Origin of the sequence: Microvirga arvi (assembly GCF_016892765.1) — a bacterium.
Classification (GTDB): domain Bacteria; phylum Pseudomonadota; class Alphaproteobacteria; order Rhizobiales; family Beijerinckiaceae; genus Microvirga; species Microvirga arvi.
On the sequence record NZ_JAFEMD010000018.1, the window covers coordinates 57,095 to 75,147 of the forward strand.

14 protein-coding genes are annotated in these 18,053 nt (G+C 58.9%); 12 read left to right on the forward strand and 2 right to left on the reverse strand.

What is annotated here, in order from left to right; translation table 11 throughout:
• Positions 1 to 28: 28 nt before the first annotated feature.
• The 3 genes from ILT44_RS13235 to ILT44_RS13245 all read left to right on the forward strand — a co-directional run bounded on the left by ILT44_RS13235 (position 29) and on the right by ILT44_RS13245 (position 2,046).
• Complete coding sequence (locus ILT44_RS13235; protein ID WP_204240062.1) at positions 29 to 532, forward strand: phasin family protein; 504 nt, start codon at positions 29 to 31, stop codon at positions 530 to 532.
• Positions 533 to 597: 65 nt separating this feature from the next.
• A complete protein-coding gene (locus ILT44_RS31450; protein WP_204240063.1) occupies positions 598 to 1,026 on the forward strand; it encodes an NUDIX hydrolase in 429 nt (142 codons plus the stop codon).
• A 312-nt stretch (positions 1,027 to 1,338) separates the two neighbouring features.
• Positions 1,339 to 2,046: an outer membrane protein gene (locus tag ILT44_RS13245; RefSeq protein ID WP_204240064.1), complete on the forward strand. Its 708-nt coding sequence runs from the start codon at positions 1,339 to 1,341 to the stop codon at positions 2,044 to 2,046.
• A 78-nt stretch (positions 2,047 to 2,124) separates the two neighbouring features.
• On the opposite strand, the gene ILT44_RS13250 is transcribed toward ILT44_RS13245, so the two are convergent.
• Positions 2,125 to 2,328 (reverse strand): hypothetical protein, encoded by a 204-nt coding sequence (locus ILT44_RS13250; protein WP_204240065.1) that lies wholly within the window; start codon positions 2,326 to 2,328, stop codon positions 2,125 to 2,127.
• 370 nt (positions 2,329 to 2,698) lie between these two features.
• Here ILT44_RS13250 and ILT44_RS13255 point away from each other — a divergent pair, with 370 nt between their 5' ends.
• The 5 genes from ILT44_RS13255 (at position 2,699) to ILT44_RS13275 (ending at position 7,598) form a co-directional block, all read left to right on the forward strand.
• Positions 2,699 to 2,872 (forward strand): hypothetical protein, encoded by a 174-nt coding sequence (locus ILT44_RS13255; RefSeq protein WP_204240066.1) that lies wholly within the window; start codon positions 2,699 to 2,701, stop codon positions 2,870 to 2,872.
• 219 nt (positions 2,873 to 3,091) lie between these two features.
• Complete coding sequence (locus ILT44_RS13260; RefSeq protein WP_204240067.1) at positions 3,092 to 3,403, forward strand: hypothetical protein; 312 nt, start codon at positions 3,092 to 3,094, stop codon at positions 3,401 to 3,403.
• 366 nt (positions 3,404 to 3,769) lie between these two features.
• Positions 3,770 to 4,585, forward strand: a complete 816-nt coding sequence (locus ILT44_RS13265) for a phasin family protein (protein WP_204240068.1) — start codon at positions 3,770 to 3,772, stop codon at positions 4,583 to 4,585.
• 189 nt (positions 4,586 to 4,774) lie between these two features.
• Positions 4,775 to 5,020: a hypothetical protein gene (locus tag ILT44_RS13270; RefSeq protein ID WP_204240069.1), complete on the forward strand. Its 246-nt coding sequence runs from the start codon at positions 4,775 to 4,777 to the stop codon at positions 5,018 to 5,020.
• Between the two features lie 991 nt (positions 5,021 to 6,011).
• Positions 6,012 to 7,598 carry a polysaccharide lyase family 7 protein gene (locus ILT44_RS13275; protein WP_204240070.1) on the forward strand — a complete coding sequence of 529 codons (1,587 nt, stop codon included), beginning with the start codon at positions 6,012 to 6,014 and terminating at the stop codon, positions 7,596 to 7,598.
• A gap of 154 nt (positions 7,599 to 7,752) precedes the next feature.
• Here ILT44_RS13275 and rarD read toward each other — a convergent pair whose 3' ends face one another.
• A complete protein-coding gene (gene rarD, locus ILT44_RS13280; RefSeq protein ID WP_204240071.1) occupies positions 7,753 to 8,661 on the reverse strand; it encodes an EamA family transporter RarD in 909 nt (302 codons plus the stop codon).
• A gap of 404 nt (positions 8,662 to 9,065) precedes the next feature.
• Between rarD and ILT44_RS13285 the strand changes: the two genes are divergently transcribed.
• From ILT44_RS13285 to ILT44_RS13300, 4 genes are all read left to right on the forward strand, one after another.
• Positions 9,066 to 10,229, forward strand: a complete 1,164-nt coding sequence (locus ILT44_RS13285) for a tyrosine-type recombinase/integrase (RefSeq protein ID WP_204240072.1) — start codon at positions 9,066 to 9,068, stop codon at positions 10,227 to 10,229.
• A gap of 2,100 nt (positions 10,230 to 12,329) precedes the next feature.
• On the forward strand, positions 12,330 to 13,577 hold the full coding sequence (locus tag ILT44_RS13290; RefSeq protein WP_204240073.1) for a YcaO-like family protein: 1,248 nt from the start codon (positions 12,330 to 12,332) through the stop codon (positions 13,575 to 13,577).
• Positions 13,574 to 14,224 (forward strand): TfuA-like protein, encoded by a 651-nt coding sequence (locus tag ILT44_RS13295; protein WP_204240074.1) that lies wholly within the window; start codon positions 13,574 to 13,576, stop codon positions 14,222 to 14,224. The genes ILT44_RS13290 and ILT44_RS13295 overlap by 4 nt, the downstream gene beginning before the upstream one ends.
• Positions 14,225 to 14,438: 214 nt before the next feature.
• On the forward strand, positions 14,439 to 17,732 hold the full coding sequence (locus ILT44_RS13300; protein ID WP_204240075.1) for an ATP-binding protein: 3,294 nt from the start codon (positions 14,439 to 14,441) through the stop codon (positions 17,730 to 17,732).
• Positions 17,733 to 18,053: the final 321 nt, after the last annotated feature.

The window sequence follows — 18,053 nt, forward strand, 5'->3', positions numbered from 1 at the left end:
TCTCCAACATCCTCGCGAGGACCCCACGATGGCGGAAGCGAAGAAGCCTAGAGTCAAGAGTGCAGCCAAGGTCGTCGGCACGAAACCGACGACCGATCTCATCGAGTTGGCTGCCGCGCCGGCAGTTACGGCGACAGAACCGGTCGCGAACTCCAATCCGGCTTTGCCCCTGAAGGCATCCGATGTGAAGCCCATCGCGGCTGAAGTCCTCTTCTCCTCGGCGAAGAAGCAGAGCGATGCCTTCCGTCAGGCCGTCGGCGAGGTGGTCACCGCTTCGGCGAAAGGTGCCCTGGAGGTAAACGGCAAGATCATCGAAGCCCTGAATGTCCAGAGCAACGCAGCTCTCGACCTGTGGCGCTCGGCGATCAGCCCTACACCTCTTCCCGAGGCCCTCAAGGCGCAGAGCCAGGCAACGCGCCAAGCCTACGAGGCTGCCTCCGCGCAGTGGAAGGATGTTGCCGAGACCACGGCCCTCTGGTTCACCAAGAGCCTGGAGCCCCTCCAGTCGGCGTTCCAGCGACAGGGTCGTTAAGTACTACGCTATCCGTCAGCACGATCATGCGCTAAGGCTCGGCCGTCATCGGCCGAGCCTTTTTCATGTCCCCATCCCCCGTCCCCGCCGTCATTCGTGAGGACAGGGCCTTGCTGGTGCGGCGCGCAAATCCGCCAGATGCCGGCTTATGGGGCTTTCCCGGAGGAAAGATCGAGCTCGGCGAGACGGTCAGGGAGGCCGCCACCCGGGAGCTCCTGGAGGAGACGGGCGTCAAGGCCGAGGCCCAGGACATCATCACCACGCTCGACATCCTGGTGCGGAACCCGTCGGGCGCGATGCAGCAGCACTTCATCCTGATTGCCGTCCGATGCCGCTGGATCTCGGGCGAGCCCATCGCAGGCGACGACGCGCTTGAAGCAGGCTGGTTTGCGATTGCCGAACTCGCTCCGGACAAGATCGCCTTGAGCGCCGATGTGGAGGCGATCGCCCGGCGCGCTCAAGCGCTCGCTTCGGATGAGAATGCCGCAATCTGACGGCCTGTCGAACCTGCAATTGCAGGCTCAAGAAAAAGGCCTCGTCCTGTTGGGGACGAGGCCAAGTTTTATCTCGTAACTTAAAGGCCTCGAAGGCCAAACTTCACGATCCGATCTGCACATAATCGGCAGACAATCTCAACCTAGGCACCGGTGCTATGGTTGATGAACAGTAAACCTTCATAAAGCATCAATCATGTTTCTAACGGTCTCGATCCGACATATTGAAACATTCTCTCGTATTCCCTTATGTGTCTCGCGACAGGCAATAAATGCCTAGCCACATCTTCATTAAAAGCACGGAATACAGTTATGCGCACCTCTGCTCTTGGACTGCTCGCTGCCACAGCGGCCCTCGCCCTTGCGGCTTCGAACGCCCATGCGGCCGATCTTCCCTCCCGCTACTCCCCTGCCCCGGCCTATAACGCGCTTCCGGTCTTCGCATGGACCGGGTTCTATGCCGGCCTGAACGCCGGCTATGGCTGGAACATGGGTGACAGCCGTTTCTACGATCCCGCCTTCGGCACTGTGCCCGGAAGAAGGCACGGCGGCTTCGCAGGCGGTGCGCAGGCCGGCTACAATTACCAGTTCGGCATGTTCGTCGCCGGCGCCGAAACCGATCTCCAATATGCTGCGGTCGGCAACAAGGGTGCGTCCTACGGCACAACCTATTACCCGGGAGATTCCGGAGGCTTCTTCGGCACCATCCGCGCTCGCGCGGGCGTCGCCTTGGATCGCGCCCTCGTTTACGGCACCGCCGGCTTTGCCTATGGCGATATCGGCGGCAACCGCGGCTATGATCCGGTTCTCGGATATCACAGCGGGGACGAGATCAACTGGGGCTGGACCATCGGCGGCGGCGTGGAATACGCCATCACCAACAACTTCACCGCCAAGGTCGAAGGCCTCTATGTGGATATCGACACGAAGGACAATTACGACCGCGGCGGTCGCGTCAATATCGACCGCGATGCCGAGTTTGGCGTGCTGCGAGCCGGTGTGAACTACAAGTTCAACTGATCGCCCATCGCATCTCGAAGAGAAGGCCCGGTGCCGGCACCGGGCCTTTTTGCATGGGAACGGATGGCTGATGCCTCATCAGGGGTCGTTGACGCCCTTCGGCACGGGGAGGCTTGTCATCTGCGCCTCTCTCCTCTTGAGATCGAGCAGTCGTCGGGCGGCGATGCCGCCGGATGCCGATGAATAGAGCCTGCCGTTGAGCACTTCGACCTGCCAGCGTTGCAGTTCGAGCAGAGCTTTCAGGGTCCGTACGCGGACCTGCAGGTCGAGAGCGTCTTTCAAGGGGGCCGGTCCCCCTGTCGCCATGGAGCGGTGACCGGCTGTCTTGCGATGAATCATGTCTGAACGCGCAATAAGAATGGACGTTAATCGGGCTGGCCTGCAGTTGGGCAATACGCAACGCCGTACACGTCGCGGACCGGGTTAGAGGGTCCGCGTTTCTGCGATCGTGGATGGCGGGCTCTGATGAATGTAATTATCTTACAACTCATTGGCATAGGGAGTCTCATCGAGTTGGTCCTTCCGCGCTGGTAACGGCCAAGGCAGGCTCTTTTGAGGCCGATGCAGATGGGCGATGTCCGGTCGAATCGTCTCTCGGAACCTCAGGATAAGTTCAGCAGTTCCACCAGCAGAGCTTGAAGGGGTTGATGCGATGCCTGACACGCGCCATGAGATCGAAGCGGATAAAATCCTCGCTGAACTGAGCGTAGCCACGCCTGACGAGCAAACCTTGTCGCAGGGCCGCCGTCTTCTGGCGGAAGCCCTTGAGCGAGCGGAGCGGCGTGGGCGCCAGATCTCCGGGCGCCAGAAGGAATCAAGCGGCTAACGCGTTGTTTATTGCGAAAACCGATTTCCACTTTCGGCAACGGGATTCAGGCTCTGCTAACGACAGCAGAGCTACGATCTGTGATCCCGGCGGGTTAGCCCCCCTGCGACATCAACAGCTAGGAACGGCCCAAGGCGGGGCACGTTCTTCTCCTGTGCGATAGAACACAGCGGACAAGGCTCGGGCGTGATGATCTTCCGGGCATTGGAGAATCGGTTAATGCGCCCCCTTCTGACGGCAATTCTGGTTGGTGTCCTTGGCACCACTGCAATCGGTGCCGCTGCCCGCGCTCAATCCGCCGACACCCGTATCGCATCGATGCCCTATGACGAGTGCCTCTCCATCATCAGCGAGGCTGCCCAGGAGATGGACGAGGAGCCCGTCAAGCTCGTCAGCACGAGCGATGTCACGACTGTTCGGCTCAACGCCTCGGACGGCTTTGTCACCGTCTCTTGCAGCCGCAGCGATAAAAAGATGACCTTGACGAAAAGCCCTGTTCCGGAAGCTGCCGGGATGACGGCGGCGCGCTGAACGCTTTCAGGGCTTCCTCTAATACTAAAAGACGGCGAGCCGCCCGACCGTGCAGAACGGCGCATGATCCCTTTCATGCCGCAATGGGCAACCCGCCCATCTCATGATCATCAGCGGGTGGAGATTAGTCTCCGAGCTCGACGCCGAGACCGGAGACGCGCCGCAGGCCTGCGAGAAGTGGCGGTTTATCCGGCCTCCCGTCGTATTAGGGTCAAGGTTTGCTGTTGAGGTGCATTCATAGACCAGGGTGCTGCGGACTGCGTCCTAAAACCCTGGGAACCTGCATGGCTATGGATGATTCCCATCCTGACCCATCAGCCGAGCGTATATGAGTTCACATAAAACCCCTTTCATTGAGGACATATCATGGCCACCAGACATTTCAGCCAGACTCCACCCGACAGAGCCATTGAGCTTTTCGACAAGCTTCTCGCGACTTCGGACGGCGCAGCCAAGACGCGCGAGCGCCTCTTCGCCGAATTGAAGGATGAACTCGCGCTTCTTGCCACTCTGCAGGAGCAGCATCTCTTTCCCATCCTGCAAAGGCATGGGATGGAGGATCTTCTGAGGGCAGCCGTGAGCGACAATGAGGAAACCTCTTCGCTCCTGGAGGAACTTGATCAGATGCCGAAGAACAGCGGCGAGTTTCTTGGCCAAGTGACGAAACTGAGGAAAGCCTTCCAGCAGCATATCCGAGACGACCGGAAGGAGCTTCTCCCGGCTGTTCTTGACGTATTGAGCGAAGAAGAGGCTCAAGCGGTTGTCGAGCAGGTCGAGGATGAACTGGCGAGCCTCAACGACATGAAAGAGGTCGCAGCGGGTTTGTCAGCTGACGCAAACCAAGTTCTTCGAACCAGCCTCGACGGCGTGGACAATGTGGTGCGCATGGGAACCGACAGCGCTCGCACCGTGACGACCGGCGTACAGGATCTCTCGCAGGAGTGCCTGCGCATGAGCCAGAAGCGCATCCAGACCAACCTGGACGGATGGACCAAGCTCATCCAGTGTCGGTCGCTGCAGGATCTCGCCAGGACACAGGCCTCGCTCATCCAGGACAATCTCGAGCTGACGCTCAGCAACAGCGCCCGCCTGGCCGACCTTGCCGTTCAACTCGCAGAGAAGGCGACGTGGCAGGGCAAGCGCCAGGAGACATCGAGCCAACCCACCCGCGCGAGGGCATGAGCCCTCGCCTCGGATGAAGGTTTGATTCAGCCCTGGGGAGCGCCGGAGACGTATCGCTCCGGCGCTCCCCAGGGCGATACGCCCAAAGCCGGCCGGAAGAGTTGTTTCACGCGGCTTTGACTCCCTCGCTGTCAATGGACAGCCGGTCTGCAAGGTCTATATGTGAAGCATTCATGACGAGGCGCATCCATGCCTGAGACCGATGAGCAGCTTGACGACGGATTGGACGGGCTGGAAACGACAAGCCGAGTCAATTTCCGGGACTATCCAAGCTCAGGGCTCGTTGTGGTCGCCGCCATCAGCTCGGGACTGGGTTGGATGCTGTACAGATGGCTCGGCCGGAAGCGCAAGGCGCGACAGGCCGCCCCAAGCGATCCGGCGCAAGCAGACGAAACCGTTCTTCAAGCTGAGCAGCCTGTCGATAAGACCACTTGAACGAACCTGACGGCACGAGCGCTGGACGAGTGCTGCAGCGCACCGCCTTCAGATCGGCCATGGCCTACCTTCAGAACATCGCAGGAGGTTTCCATGGCCCATGATGCAGTTTCATTCGTCCTCGGCATCATTGCTCCCATTGCTTTGGTGAGCTGGCTTCTCGTCCTGCATTAACGGAGCGTCCCGCTCACTGAATGAACCTCATGACGGCCGTTCAGGCAGCCACATTGAACACATTTCGTTGGCTGATCGAGATTCAGCGCTGAAGAGACTTCCGTGATGACTATCATGCGGTCTTCCACGCTCCTTGAGCGGACCGATGCCAACGCGTCTTTCTATGCGCCTGCTGCAGGCTTTAGCTCTCAATCCGGCAAGCGCACGGATTGTCCGGATCCGCTCACAGAGAGCCTGTTGACGGACCGAGCACTCACCTTTCCCTTTGGTAATCCATCGTTTACTTTTCAGGCGCAGGCTCCGTGAGTGCCTGACTGGCACGGTCCTCCCTCTCTGGTCGCGAAAGCGACCCCCCTAGAGCGCCATCTGTCAAGGCGCTCTTTCTTTAGGTCATTTGTGGTGGCTGAAATACGCGCTGTGCAGGCTTGCAAAAGCCATGCTTCGGCTGCTCCTCAATGGCTTGGTCCGCTTTGTCCTGCAGAGCAAAGGATGATCTAATAACACCTGAAAATCTTCTGCTATCCCTGATAGATTGTCTTAGAATATTTTCTTATCGGCATCACTGTTCTCTGATTGGCGGAAAAATTACTGCCCCGCCACGATGTTGCCTTATTCAGTATTCAGAACATTCTCGCCGGATCACAGAATATTGATTTTGAAGTCGGCACTATTATGAACGCTCTATTGAACGTTCACCTGTAGCTGTACGTATCCTGCGTTTTACTCCAAGTCTATCGCAGCAGTTTCTCCATAGAACCGCGCAATTATTACTTAAAAGCCTCGAAAAAGAGGCTCACTCAATTTTGGGGCAGATATCATGGCTTTGAATCCCTCTGTCGCACCTGGCGGCAATTTTGACTTGTCCAATTGGAAGATCACCCTTCCCACCGACTCCAATGGCGGCTTCAGCGGCACCGCCATGGAGGTGAAGAACCTCTCCACCTACCAGAATTCCAAGTACTTCTACACCGCCGCCGATGGCGCCATGACCTTCATGGCTCCGGTCGATGGCGCCACTACCAGCGGCTCCTCCTACGCCCGTTCCGAGCTGCGCGAGATGAACGGCACCGCGAATGCTGCTTGGAACCTCAGCACCGGCGGCTTCATGAGCGCCACTTTGGAGGTCGATGCCGCTCCCAACCGCGACGGCATGGGCGGCCGCATCATCGTCGGCCAGATCCACGGCCAGGACAATGAGCTGGTTCGTCTCTACTGGGAAAACGGCAAGCTCTACTTCGCCAACGATCAGGCCGGATCCAGCAACAGCGAGACGAAGTTTTACTTCGTGAATGCTTCAGGCCAGCAGCCGAGCGTATCGCTGGACGAGCGCTTCTCCTACACGATCAACGCCAAGGGAGAAAATCTCGAGGTAACGGTCTTCGCCGACGGTCAGATCTACAAGTCGGTCAGCAAGATCAACAGCGTGTGGCAGTCGGATACGTTCTACTTCAAGGCCGGCGCCTATCTCGGCGCGAACGAGACCAACGGCACAGGCTACGGGCAGACCTCCTTCTATGCCCTGAACTTCAATCACAACGGCACCGTGACGACGCCGACGCAGCCCACACAGACGCCGACGCCTGAGTCGAATGACGATGCCGTCACGGCGGCGGACGACCGCTATGCGGCGACCGAGGATCAGGCGCTGACGGTGAGCGCGGCCCAGGGCGTGCTCGCCAACGACACCGCCGCCGACGGCGGCAAGGCCGCCGTGGCCGGCACCTTTGCCACCGCCCAGGGCGGCAGCGTCAAGCTCAACGCCGACGGCTCCTTCGTCTACACGCCGAAGAGCAACTTCTTCGGCTCGGACAGCTTCGGCTACACCGCCAAGGACGCGGACGGCGACACCGACGCCGGCACCGTGACCTTCACGGTGGCCGATGTGGCCGAGACGGGCACGCCGACCAGCCCGACGACGCCCACCACGCCGACGACGCCCGCCCCCGCGCGGCCGACGACGACCACCACCCTCAACGGCACGAGCGCCGCCAACAGCCTGACCGGCACCTCCGGCAACGACCTGATCGACGGCAAGGGCGGCGACGACAAGATCTGGGCCAAGAACGGCTCCGATGTGCTCATCGGCGGCGCGGGCAAGGATGCCTTCACCTTCGACACCAAGGCCGGCAGCAGCAACGTGGACGTGATCGTCGACTTCAACGTGGCCGATGACACGATCCGCCTCAACGACTCGGTCTTCACCAAGCTCAAGTGGGGCGCGCTCTCCGCGAGCAGCTTCGTGGTGGGGGAGAAGGCGTTGGATTCCGCCGACCGCATCATCTACAACGACAAGACAGGGGCCCTGTCCTACGATGCGGACGGCACGGGCTCGACGGCGGCCGTCAAGTTCGCCGTGATCGAGAATCTCGCCAGGCTCACGGCGGCCGACTTCATCGTCATCTAAGAACGCAAGCCACTGGGACACGAGCGGCTCCGGTTTGGACCGGAGCCGCTCTTCGTTTGTGCTCGGGAAGATGAGTACAGTTCGAAGAATTGCACGATTGTGACGCGCCGCTCTCGCCTGCGAGCAGCGATTTCATCTCGTGCGTTTTCATTTCTCAGGGACGAGGGGCAGACCTCAGGGCGCTGCCCGTGTAGATCGCAAGGGCCGTCCAAATCAGTCCGAAAGCGACCGCATCGATCCACCCGAAGGCCTCCCCATAGGCGAGCACGCCAAGCGCAAGCTGGCCTGACGGCGCCAGATACTGCAGAAGGCCGATGGTGGAGAGCTTCAATCGTTGAGCGGCCGCAGCAAACCAGATGAGTGGCGCCGCCGTGCTGAACCCTGTGAGAATGAGAAGCAGGTCGAGGTCCGGACGCCCTTTGAACGCTGCAGCGCTGCCATCCGCAATGGTCATCACCAGATAGCCCAGCGCCAAGGGCGTGAGCAGCAGGGATTCGATGCAAAAACCGATGAGCGGGGTCACCGGCACGATCTTCCGGACCAGACCATAAAAGCCGAAGCTGCATGCCAAAGCCAACGCGACCCAGGGCATCTCGCCGGAGGAGATGCCCAAGACGAGCACTCCCGCTCCCGCAAGAAGGCAGGCGACCACCTGGGCCGGGTGAAGCCGCTCTTTCAGGAACAGTACACCCAGCACCACGTTCAGAAGTGGATTGATGAAATAGCCGAGGCTCGTCTGGACGAGATGCCCGGAGTTCACGGCCCAGATATAGATCAGCCAGTTGATCGCAATCAGACCGGCCGAGATGCTCAACAAAATGAGACTCTTCCCGGAGAGCACAGCCTCAACAAGCTTGTTCCATTGTCTGAAGGCAAGGATCAGCCCAAGAGCAAACAGGCTCGCCCAAACGATGCGGTGAGCCAGGATCTGAAGGGCCGGGATGGATGAGAGGAGCTTGAAGTGCAGCGGAACGGCCAAGCCCCACATGAAGAAAGCGGCCAGTGCATAAAGAACGCCGACCCGCGTCCGACGCGCTTCGGCAGTCTCTGGTCCTGATCCCATCGCTATCGACCCTGTTGACCTGTTGGACGCAGCGACTTGTGCCGGAGATCGCCGCTCGGGTCCTAGTTCAAAATTCGGAAGGGGTACAGTCCAATGAGCGGGCCTCCTCCAAGAGCAGGAGCCTTGAGCCCATGCCTCCGGAAGGCGCGCCAAATCAGGTTCTCAGACGGCATGCCTCGAACCTGCAAGATCTCAACCACTGATTTTGAAGTGGTACGGCCGCCCCGGCTCGAACGGGGGACCCCCAGATCCACAATCTGGCAGCCGCACTGATCATAAGCGATCAGTAAGCATCATAGCACCGAATTTTATTGACAATTCAATGGGGACCACCAGATCATGTGATCCGAGATGATCGCTGGCAAGTATCAGCCTGCTTACCAGCTGCTTACCAGCAGGGTCCCATGCGCTTCTCAAAGCAGTCCGTTTCCAGCCTCCAAATTCCCGCCGGAAAGCCCTACCACATCGAATGGGATGAGGTGCTCCCGGGCTTTGGAGTCCGCATCAACCCGACGGGCAAAGTCTGGGTGGTGCAGTACCGCGCCGGTGGCAAATCCCGCCGCGAAACCATCGGCCGTGTGGATACTGTTCCCCTTGATGCGGCTCGCGAGAAGGCGAAGAAGACACTTGCGAAGGTGCAGCTGGGGTCAGACCCTCACGCCGAGAAGGCACAAGCCAAGGCGCGCGCGAAGATCACCTTTGAGGCTGTCGCTGAGCGGTACCTGAAGCATGCGCAGGACCGCCTGAAGCCGCGCAGCTTCGAGGAGGTCGAGCGTCATCTGAAGAGGCATTGGCAGCCTTTGCAGGGACTGCCCATCAGCGAAATCAGACGGGCTCTGGTCGCGAACCGCCTCGAGGAGATTGCCCAGCAGAGCGGGCCTGTTGCGTCCAACCGTGCCCGTGCCGCCCTGTCTGCGCTTTTCGCCTGGGCAGTGGCAGCTGGGCTCGCTGAGGCCAATCCAGTTATGGGCACCATGAGGGTGGCCGTCGAAGTCTCCCGCGAGCACGTCGTCACAGACGAAGAGCTGGCCGCCATCTGGAGGGCCTGCCGCGATGACGATCATGGCCGCATCATTCGGCTTCTGCTCCTGACGGGCCAGCGGCGCGACGAGGTTGGGGACATGAAGTGGTCGGAGGTGGACCTCGGCCAAGCACTCTGGATCATTCCAAGGGAGCGCACGAAGAATGGTTTGACGCACGAGGTGCCCCTCAGTGATGCCGCCTTGCACATTCTGCAGAGCATCCCCCGCCGAGAGGGGCGCGAGTTTGTCTTCGGCGAGGGCCAAGGCGGGTTCAGTGGGTGGTCGAAATCGAAGACCCGCTTGGATATCCGTGTTGCTAAAGGCGGGGCTGTATTGCGCCTTTGGCGCCTTCACGACCTCCGGCGAACGACGGCAACACGCTTAGGTGAACTCGGCACCCTGCCCCACGTCATTGAGGCAATCCTCAACCACATCTCAGGCCACAAGGCAGGGGTAGCTGGGATCTACAATCGCGCAACCTATGCTAGAGAGAAACGCGAAGCATTGGACCTATGGTCCAAGTATATAGCGGGCCTAACTACTTAGACTGGTTGGGTGCAGTTGAAAGATCGGCGATCATAGATAGGCTTGGATAGCCAGCCAACGCCCTCGCAGAGTTCAAGATCACCCAAGCCGCCTCAATAGGGAATAAGAGGCACTGCAAGCTCATTCAGCGCTCGAATAAAACACTCTTTCTTCATGTGAAGCTGCGTACTCGGATTTCTGATCTGGGACATTACATCTACGTCTAACCCGGATTGTGCGTCCTGAACCCTCAACACTTCCAATCTTGGCGATGCTAGATCCAAGACATTCAATTTGTAAGACTCGATAAAGTCCTCACTCGGTGAGACCGTTCCGAAAAGACTGGCCCACTCTCCGCTTGCATATATGTTGTATACAGAATCTCTATTCCGCGGTTCGCTTCTGGCCGCGAAAATTCCAAACCTTTGGAACCGTCCATTGTCAGCAACTCGGTGACTAAGGCGCTTCCAAGACGTATAGCATCCTCGCTGCCGAAAGACGTCTTGATCCCGCCAGAGAATGTGCCCGGCCTCGTGAGCCAAGATGCCAAGCAATGTCGTGTCAAATCCAGCAGCTCGGGTACCAAATGTTGATCCTAATCTAGCTGATGTATACGTGGCCTGTCCTTGATATCGACCTCGATTTATGCCTCGCACAGCTGCATTGATATTGGTTTCATGACTCGCAAAGTCCGGTTGCTGTTCCCACAGCCTTGCACTGAGGCCGATCGCACTTTGAGGTTGCCCTTGCTGGTCTAAGTCAGCCCAAAATCCCCATCCGCCCGGTGAGGTCCGTCCTGCCCGTGTGCTAGGTGGATTTAGATCGGGATCAATAAAGACGTAATCAAAAACACAAAGCTGTTTGCGAAAGAATGCCGGAGCTCCTTTGAAAGCGTCATAAAGACCGATGCTGTACGTCTGCAGCTCTAAAGGGTTCAGCGCTCGGGCCTGTGGCGGGCGGTCTTTGGATCCTACTCGCTCTGGGTGGTATTCCTGGGTTAGGATACGCAACTTTGATTCCGCGAAATCAGAAAAGTTGTCGTGGCAAAGACTGTATGCACTGGAAAAGGGAATAAGTACTACGAATACGATTAAGCTGAGTAGCTTCATTGTCTTCCTCCAAAGAGATACTACTCTTGCATAGTCTGCACCGACAAAGTCTCAGATCTGCATTAGTGATCTGGAATCAATCGCAACTATGCAAATATATGCAATGTGAACGCAAATAAATACTACAGTTTAACTGAATAGGGTGTTGCAAACAGATATTTGTGGGCACCGCAGTCGGGTTAATCGAAGATCGTTATGATCTCAGAATTAGCACTTGCTGTGCAGGGATGTTTAATGCCTATTTCGCACGTAGAACTGTTTCGTTACTATCATGGCGGCGCAGCCTTGATGTGAAAAGACGTGCATCTTGACGGAACGTCTCAATACGCCACACCAATAAGTTTACCTGCCGTAGTTTCGCGATGAGCGTCGGTCCCAGCAACCGCGTGAGGGAATGCGCCCCTGTGCTGTCTGATGGATGGCTTATTCCAGGAGAATGTCCAAGGACTATGCCAGATTAGTCTTGGTTATTTGGCATTACGGACTGCTCTTCACTTGGAAATCTTTAGTCGACGCTACTTGACAGTTTAGACGACTCGGCAGTCTACTTAACCTCAAGCGCGCCTCATCGACACGATCCATAGATCATTTAACGGTTTGGGGGACGTCCTTACATGCTGAAGTGGCTACGAAATTCATGGCGAACCTCCCTTGTGGCTGGGGTCAGCGCATTGTTTTCACCGGCCTTTGCCCCCAAAGCCAGCGCATCCGTTCCCAGCGATAGGTCTGACGGCTCAGTCATTCTCAAGCGTGAGAATGGAGCTCTGTTGATTTCTGAACGGGGCAGCCCATTCCAACCACTGAACTTAGGCGATACGCCAGAGGCCGCCGAGTTGCACAACCTGTTTCGAAAACTATCACCTAATGGATCTGCCGTGCGCGTTCCGGTCGATCGACGCATTGTAGCGGATGGTGGCATGGGAGCCTCGAAGCCTCTACAGAAGAAGCAGGGCCGACCGTCGTCTGGCAAGCGGTAAACATGTAGACCGCCTTACACGAAGCTGCTGGATCGATGAGTTCGCGCCTGCTCGATGGCTTGGGGCAACATCTCACGAAGGTATATTGGTATGGCGCCCACCGCAGTGAGTCGCCAGAGGAAACCCTTGGCCGCATGCGCCCGCTCGGAGCCAGGATGGGCATCACCCGACTCGGCAATGTCACGGGCCTCGATCATATCGGTATTCCTGTAGCAGTAGCCATCCGGCCGCGATCACACTCTGTCGCCGTCTCGCAGGGTAAGGGACCAACCCTGGTGCACGCCATGACCTCGGCCTTTATGGAGGCCGCTGAACTGCTCCATGGCGAAGAGCTTCGTGCACGCGCTCGTTGGGAAAGCTTACGCCGATTGAGCATGCATGCTCGCGTGGCCCCGCCGGACCTGCTGAACCGGACCGAACGTCATCTCAGTCCCCGAACGGAAATTCCGTGGATTGAAGGCTATGATCTCTGTGAGAACCGCTCGTGTTGGGTTCCGCTTGAGTTGGTGTACACAGATTTCGAGCTGTCATCCCACGATTGTGGAGATTACTTTCTTGCGAGTTCAAACGGTCTGGCCTCTGGCAATCATGTCCTTGAGGCCATCAGTTCCGGCATCTGCGAGGTGGTCGAGAGGGACGCCGTGGCACTGTGGGAACGCCGCAGTACGATAGTCCGCGCACGAACTCGTGTGGATCTTGCAACGATTGATGACCCGAACTGCTTGAATCTCCTTCAACAGTATGAACGGTCCGGCATGGCGGTGCAGGTGTGGGACGTAACATCTGATTGCGGAATTGCTGTCTTCATATGTGAGATCCACCCGAGAACTCACGACCCATCGACTATGAGCCGGCGGTCCCGAGGCGCTGGTTGTCATGTCGGCCGCGAGATTGCGCTCTCGCGCGCACTAACGGAGGCTGCGCAAACCCGGCTAACCCACATCACTGGGATGAGGGACGACATCTTCTCAGATGCGTATGAGGATGCGCTGGAGCAAAGAACCGGTGCGGCCGTGCTCGATGCTCTCGCGGCGATCGCGTCACCGCGATCGTTTCGGGAGGTTCCCACGTTAGTAGCGAACGATATCTGGAACGATATTGGCTGGATGCGGCAGAGGCTACGGGCGGCAGGGTTCCCATCGGTTATTGTCGTGGACCTCACGCGTCCGGAGTTTGGCATTCCTGTCGTACGAGTTATTATCCCCGGGCTTGAGGGCTTTAGCGCCCATCCCAACTATCGGCCGGGTCCGCGCGCGCGCCATATGGAAACCACCAGCATATGAAGGCAATCATCTTCTCGGGCCCTTCTTTGCCAGCGTCGGTCATTCCATCGGGCTTGGAATGGCGCCCACCACTGCGGCAAGGCGATTTGCATCGTGCCGCACTTGAGAGACCCACAGTCCTCGGCGTGATTGACGGCTACTTCGAGACAAGCCCAACCGTTTGGCATGAGGAAATCCTTTTTGCCCTTGATCGTGGCATTGCTGTCTATGGGGCGGCGAGCATCGGCGCATTGCGCGCCGCGGAGCTTCATACATATGGCATGATCGGTGTCGGCCGCATTTTCGAGTGGTTTCGGGACGGTACTCTTGAAGATGACGACGAAGTCGCTCTGCTCCATGGACCGCCCGAACTTGGATTTCTCCCGCTCACAGAAGCAATGGTGAACGTCCGCGCCACGGTGCAAGAGGCCATTCGGCACGATCTCGTTGGAGCTTACACGGGCACCAGAGTGATCGAGATCGCCAAAAGTATGTTCTATAAGACACGAACTTGGGATGCTATTCTTGAGGCGGCCCCTGTTTCAGGGCTATCGGACGAACAACTCAGACGGGCGTGTGCATCGCTGTCTGCCGCCAAAGTCGATTTGAAGCGCAGGGATGCGCTCGCCCTTGTGCAAACGCTCTTTCGCTATCATTCGGTAGGCTAATCGCGGCTTGAGCGGAGCGCTACCGGCTGAGCTATAGCTTTTATAGCGTCTAACCCTCTCTCGCTACGGAACGAGCCGTGTCTCAACCTTGGCAATGAAGTATATTTTCCTGCTGCTAGGCCACTATGATACTTCGACGAAACGCTCGCGCCCACCATACGAGGCATGTTACAAGTAATGAGTAGCTAACAGCTGGACGAGATCTGGGCTGAGCATGGAAGAGTGGCTAGCATCGATTGGTCTCGCGGAACGGATCCCGGCCTTTCACGAGCAGAGGATCACAGCCGATCAGCTCGGCGACCTCACCGACGAAGACCTGCGCGAGCTGGGTCTCACAATCGGTGAGCGACGGCGCTTCCAGCGGGCGCTCAAGGCGCAACAAGACCAAACCGCCTCCCCACTCCGCCCAATCAGTGCCTCCGGGTCTGGCGAGAATCGCCCACTGACAGTCATGTTCGCCGACTTAGTAGGCTCAACTGGTCTCAGTGAACGGCTTGATCCCGAAGATCTGCTGGAGGTGATGCGGATCTATCGGGAGTTCTGCGGCGAGGCGATCGCGCGCTATGGTGGCCACATCGCACGCTTCCTCGGCGACGGCATCCTAGCCTATTTTTGCTACCCGGTTGCGAACGAAAATGATCCCGAGCGCGCGGTGCGGGCGGCGCTCGATATCGTGCGTAGGGTGGGTGCACTCCGCACCGCCGGGGGTGGCGAGCTGCAGGTGAGAATAGGGCTGGCAACCGGCAGGGTAACCATCAGTGATCTCCTCGCTGGGGGCGCAGTCGATCCAGACACCATCATCGGCTCGTGCCCAAACCTCGCCGCCCGGCTCCAGGCTCTGGCGCAGCCCAACGAAATCATTATCGCCGAACGCACGCACGAGCGGATCGCGCCGCATTTCACATGCGAGCCACTCGGAGTTCTCGAAATCCGCGGGTTCGCGCAGCCTCATGAAGTCTGGCGGGTGATCGGCGAGCGAAGCGCTCGCCAGGTACGGGAGGTGCTGGATGACAGAGGTGCAGCCACTCCGTTCGTCGGCCGCGAGGCAGAACTCGATCTGTTGCAGATCTTGTGGCATAAGGCTCAACACGGGCACGGCGGCTCCGCCCTCGTACTCGGCGAGGCCGGGATCGGCAAGTCACGGCTCGTCCAGCATTTCGTAAGCAGTCATGCCTCTGACGCCCTTCTTGTGCAGATTGCCGCCTCTGCCTTCGACGCAAACAGTTCCTTGCGGCCCTTCGCCGACTATCTTGCCCAGGCCGCTGATATCGTAGCTGGGGACGACGACGAGGCCATTTGGGCCAAGCTGGAAGCCCTGCTGAAGCCGACACCGGACGCCCGTGATCGAGCCCAGATTCTGGCGATGCTCCTTGGGCGTCCCGATGCTCAGTCCGCCGCTGCGGCTCTCCCGCCGGAGCAACTCCGCGAACAGACCATCGACATTCTGGTCGAACATCTCGTCACGCTCAGCGGTGACAAACCGATCTGCCTTGTTGTCGAAGACCTGCATTGGCTTGACCCGACATCGTCCGAGTTACTTGAGGTCCTGCTCGACGAATTGCACGAGCGACGCCTGCTGCTGGTACTCACTGCCCGCACTGAAGTGCCAACCGAGTGGAACGCGCGGGTGGACACCACGCTGCGACTAGGGCGTTTGGACGCTGAGCACGTCGCGGAGATCATGCAAGGACTCTTCGGCGGCGGCTTCTTCAAAGACCTCGTTCGCCGGGTCGCGGAACGAACCGACGGCGTACCGCTGTTTGTTGAGGAGGTCGCCCGCGTCCTCCTTCACCGCCAAGGCGAGCCGGATCTCACCATTGCCGCTGGTCGGTTGATCCCAGCCTCGCTTGAAGAGAGCTTGATGGCCCGATTGGATCGGTCGGGCGTCGCCAAGGATATTGCATTGGCCGCCTCCGTCATTGGTCGATCCGCCCGTCGTGATGTTCTCGCGGCGGTCTGCGGCGTTGACGGCAGCCGGCTCGATGAAGCGCTGATGACCCTGATCCGGCTCGGCATTCTTGAGCGCGCCCACCATGCCCGGTCCGAAACCTACACGTTTCATCATGCGCTGCTGCGCGATGCCGCCTACGCCAGCCTCATGCGGGAACGTCGGCGCGATTTGCATGAACGGGTTGCCGGTGCCCTGCAGGCCGCGGACCCGGATGGGATCGCGCAATATCCCGAAATGCTCGCCCTGCACCTCAGCGAAGCCGGGCATATCCTCGAGGCGACCCCGCACTGGATAGCTGCCGCGCGCCGTAGCCTGGCCCAGTCCTCGCTGGCCGAAGCCACCCAACTTCTACGCCGAGCGCTGACCGATCTCGAAAAGGTGCCACAGGACGAACGCACGCGGCATCTCCGGGTTGAGGTCAGCACCCTGCTCGGTCCAGCCCTCATCGGCCTGAAAGGACCCAGCGCGGCAGACACGCAGGAACTTTACAACGCGGCCTATGAGCTATGCGAGCAGTTGCCCGATGACCCTGGGCACTTTCCGATCTACTGGGGCTGGTGGCGCGTGTCACCGTATAGTCCCGGACGCCCCGAAACCCTGCTGCAACGGGCGCAGCGTTGGAACGATCCAGGGTTACTGCTGGAAGCGCATCACTGCTCCTGGGCGGTCCAGTTCCAGCGCGCGGCATTTCACGACTGCCGCACGCATATGCAAGCTGGCCTAACCATCTACGACAGCGGCAACTACACCCACCATGCGCCGCTATACGGCAACCATGACGCCAAAGTGTGTGCCCTTGGCAACCTATCCCAGCTCTGCTGGATGGAGGGAAAGCTGCGGCAGGCGCGCGAGGCTGACAACGGCGCCCGGGCTTGGGCCGAAAGCCTGAACCACCTCGGCAGCCGTGTGCATGCTATGGGCCTGACCCTGTTGCACAGCGTCTACCGCCGTGACCTTCGTGAGGTCTTCGATCGATCAGCGGGGCTGATGCGGTTTACCTCAGAGTACGGGATGGCGGACCATGGCGCGGCTGGTATCATATTTCAAGGCTGGGTTACCGCCCTGCAGGACGATGCAGTCGGCGGTCTTGCAACTTTGGAACAGGGCTTGGCTGAGCAGCGTGCAATCACCACTAACGAAGATCTCGCAGTTTACCTGTGCCTCCTAGCGGAATGCCTCATCCAAGTAGGTCGCGCCGATGAGGCGGTGTTGCGCATCACCAGCGAGTTGCCGAGCCTGGAAAGGCCCGAGCTGCAGATCTGGATGCCGGAACTGTACCGCATGCTCGGCGAGGCCATTATCGCGGCGGATGCTGGGGCCGCCAAAGAGGTCCAGCACCGGTTCGCGCAGGCAGCGTCTCTAGCAGTTCACCAGCAGGTACCGATGCTCGGCCTTCGTGTTGCGTTGAGTCAAGCCCGTCTTGCCCGCCGTCTTGGCGACGGAGACCTTGTGGACACCGTGCGCGAGGCGCTGGCGCGCATCCCGGAACCTGAGGCATCGGTCGACATTGCCGGCGTTGAGCGCTTTCTTGCAGAGGCGAGCCCAGGCGGGCGATAGGCATGGCAGATTTTTATTGGCACTCTCCCCCACGTAATTGCGGCTATCCTCAACCACATTTCCGGTCACAAAGCAGGCGTTGGTGGAATCTATAAACCGCGCCACCTACACGAAGGGAAAAGCGAGGAGCTCTTTAACAGTGCGCTTCGCACATCGATGTTCTGCTAACAAAAAATTAGCTCACCCGATTTGTCCATTGCGAGGAGGATTTTGGGTGAGCATACCGGGATCCCGTTGCTTGACCGGGCCCGCATATACTTGCAACCCCGCACCGGCATAAAGAAACGCATAATGAGGCACCCAACGGGGAAGCTCGCCCAG

Excerpts from the sequence above, each read along its gene's own strand:
- ILT44_RS13235 (WP_204240062.1), top strand. The coding sequence starts at position 29 with ATGGCGGAAGCGAAGAAGCCTAGAGTCAAGAGTGCAGCCAAGGTCGTC.
- ILT44_RS31450 (WP_204240063.1), top strand. The coding sequence starts at position 598 with ATGTCCCCATCCCCCGTCCCCGCCGTCATTCGTGAGGACAGGGCCTTG.
- ILT44_RS13245 (WP_204240064.1), top strand. The coding sequence starts at position 1,339 with ATGCGCACCTCTGCTCTTGGACTGCTCGCTGCCACAGCGGCCCTCGCC.
- ILT44_RS13255 (WP_204240066.1), top strand. The coding sequence starts at position 2,699 with ATGCCTGACACGCGCCATGAGATCGAAGCGGATAAAATCCTCGCTGAA.
- ILT44_RS13260 (WP_204240067.1), top strand. The coding sequence starts at position 3,092 with ATGCGCCCCCTTCTGACGGCAATTCTGGTTGGTGTCCTTGGCACCACT.
- ILT44_RS13265 (WP_204240068.1), top strand. The coding sequence starts at position 3,770 with ATGGCCACCAGACATTTCAGCCAGACTCCACCCGACAGAGCCATTGAG.
- ILT44_RS13270 (WP_204240069.1), top strand. The coding sequence starts at position 4,775 with ATGCCTGAGACCGATGAGCAGCTTGACGACGGATTGGACGGGCTGGAA.
- ILT44_RS13275 (WP_204240070.1), top strand. The coding sequence starts at position 6,012 with ATGGCTTTGAATCCCTCTGTCGCACCTGGCGGCAATTTTGACTTGTCC.
- rarD (WP_204240071.1), bottom strand. The coding sequence starts at position 8,661 with ATGGGATCAGGACCAGAGACTGCCGAAGCGCGTCGGACGCGGGTCGGC.
- ILT44_RS13285 (WP_204240072.1), top strand. The coding sequence starts at position 9,066 with ATGCGCTTCTCAAAGCAGTCCGTTTCCAGCCTCCAAATTCCCGCCGGA.
- ILT44_RS13290 (WP_204240073.1), top strand. The coding sequence starts at position 12,330 with ATGAGTTCGCGCCTGCTCGATGGCTTGGGGCAACATCTCACGAAGGTA.
- ILT44_RS13295 (WP_204240074.1), top strand. The coding sequence starts at position 13,574 with ATGAAGGCAATCATCTTCTCGGGCCCTTCTTTGCCAGCGTCGGTCATT.
- ILT44_RS13300 (WP_204240075.1), top strand. The coding sequence starts at position 14,439 with ATGGAAGAGTGGCTAGCATCGATTGGTCTCGCGGAACGGATCCCGGCC.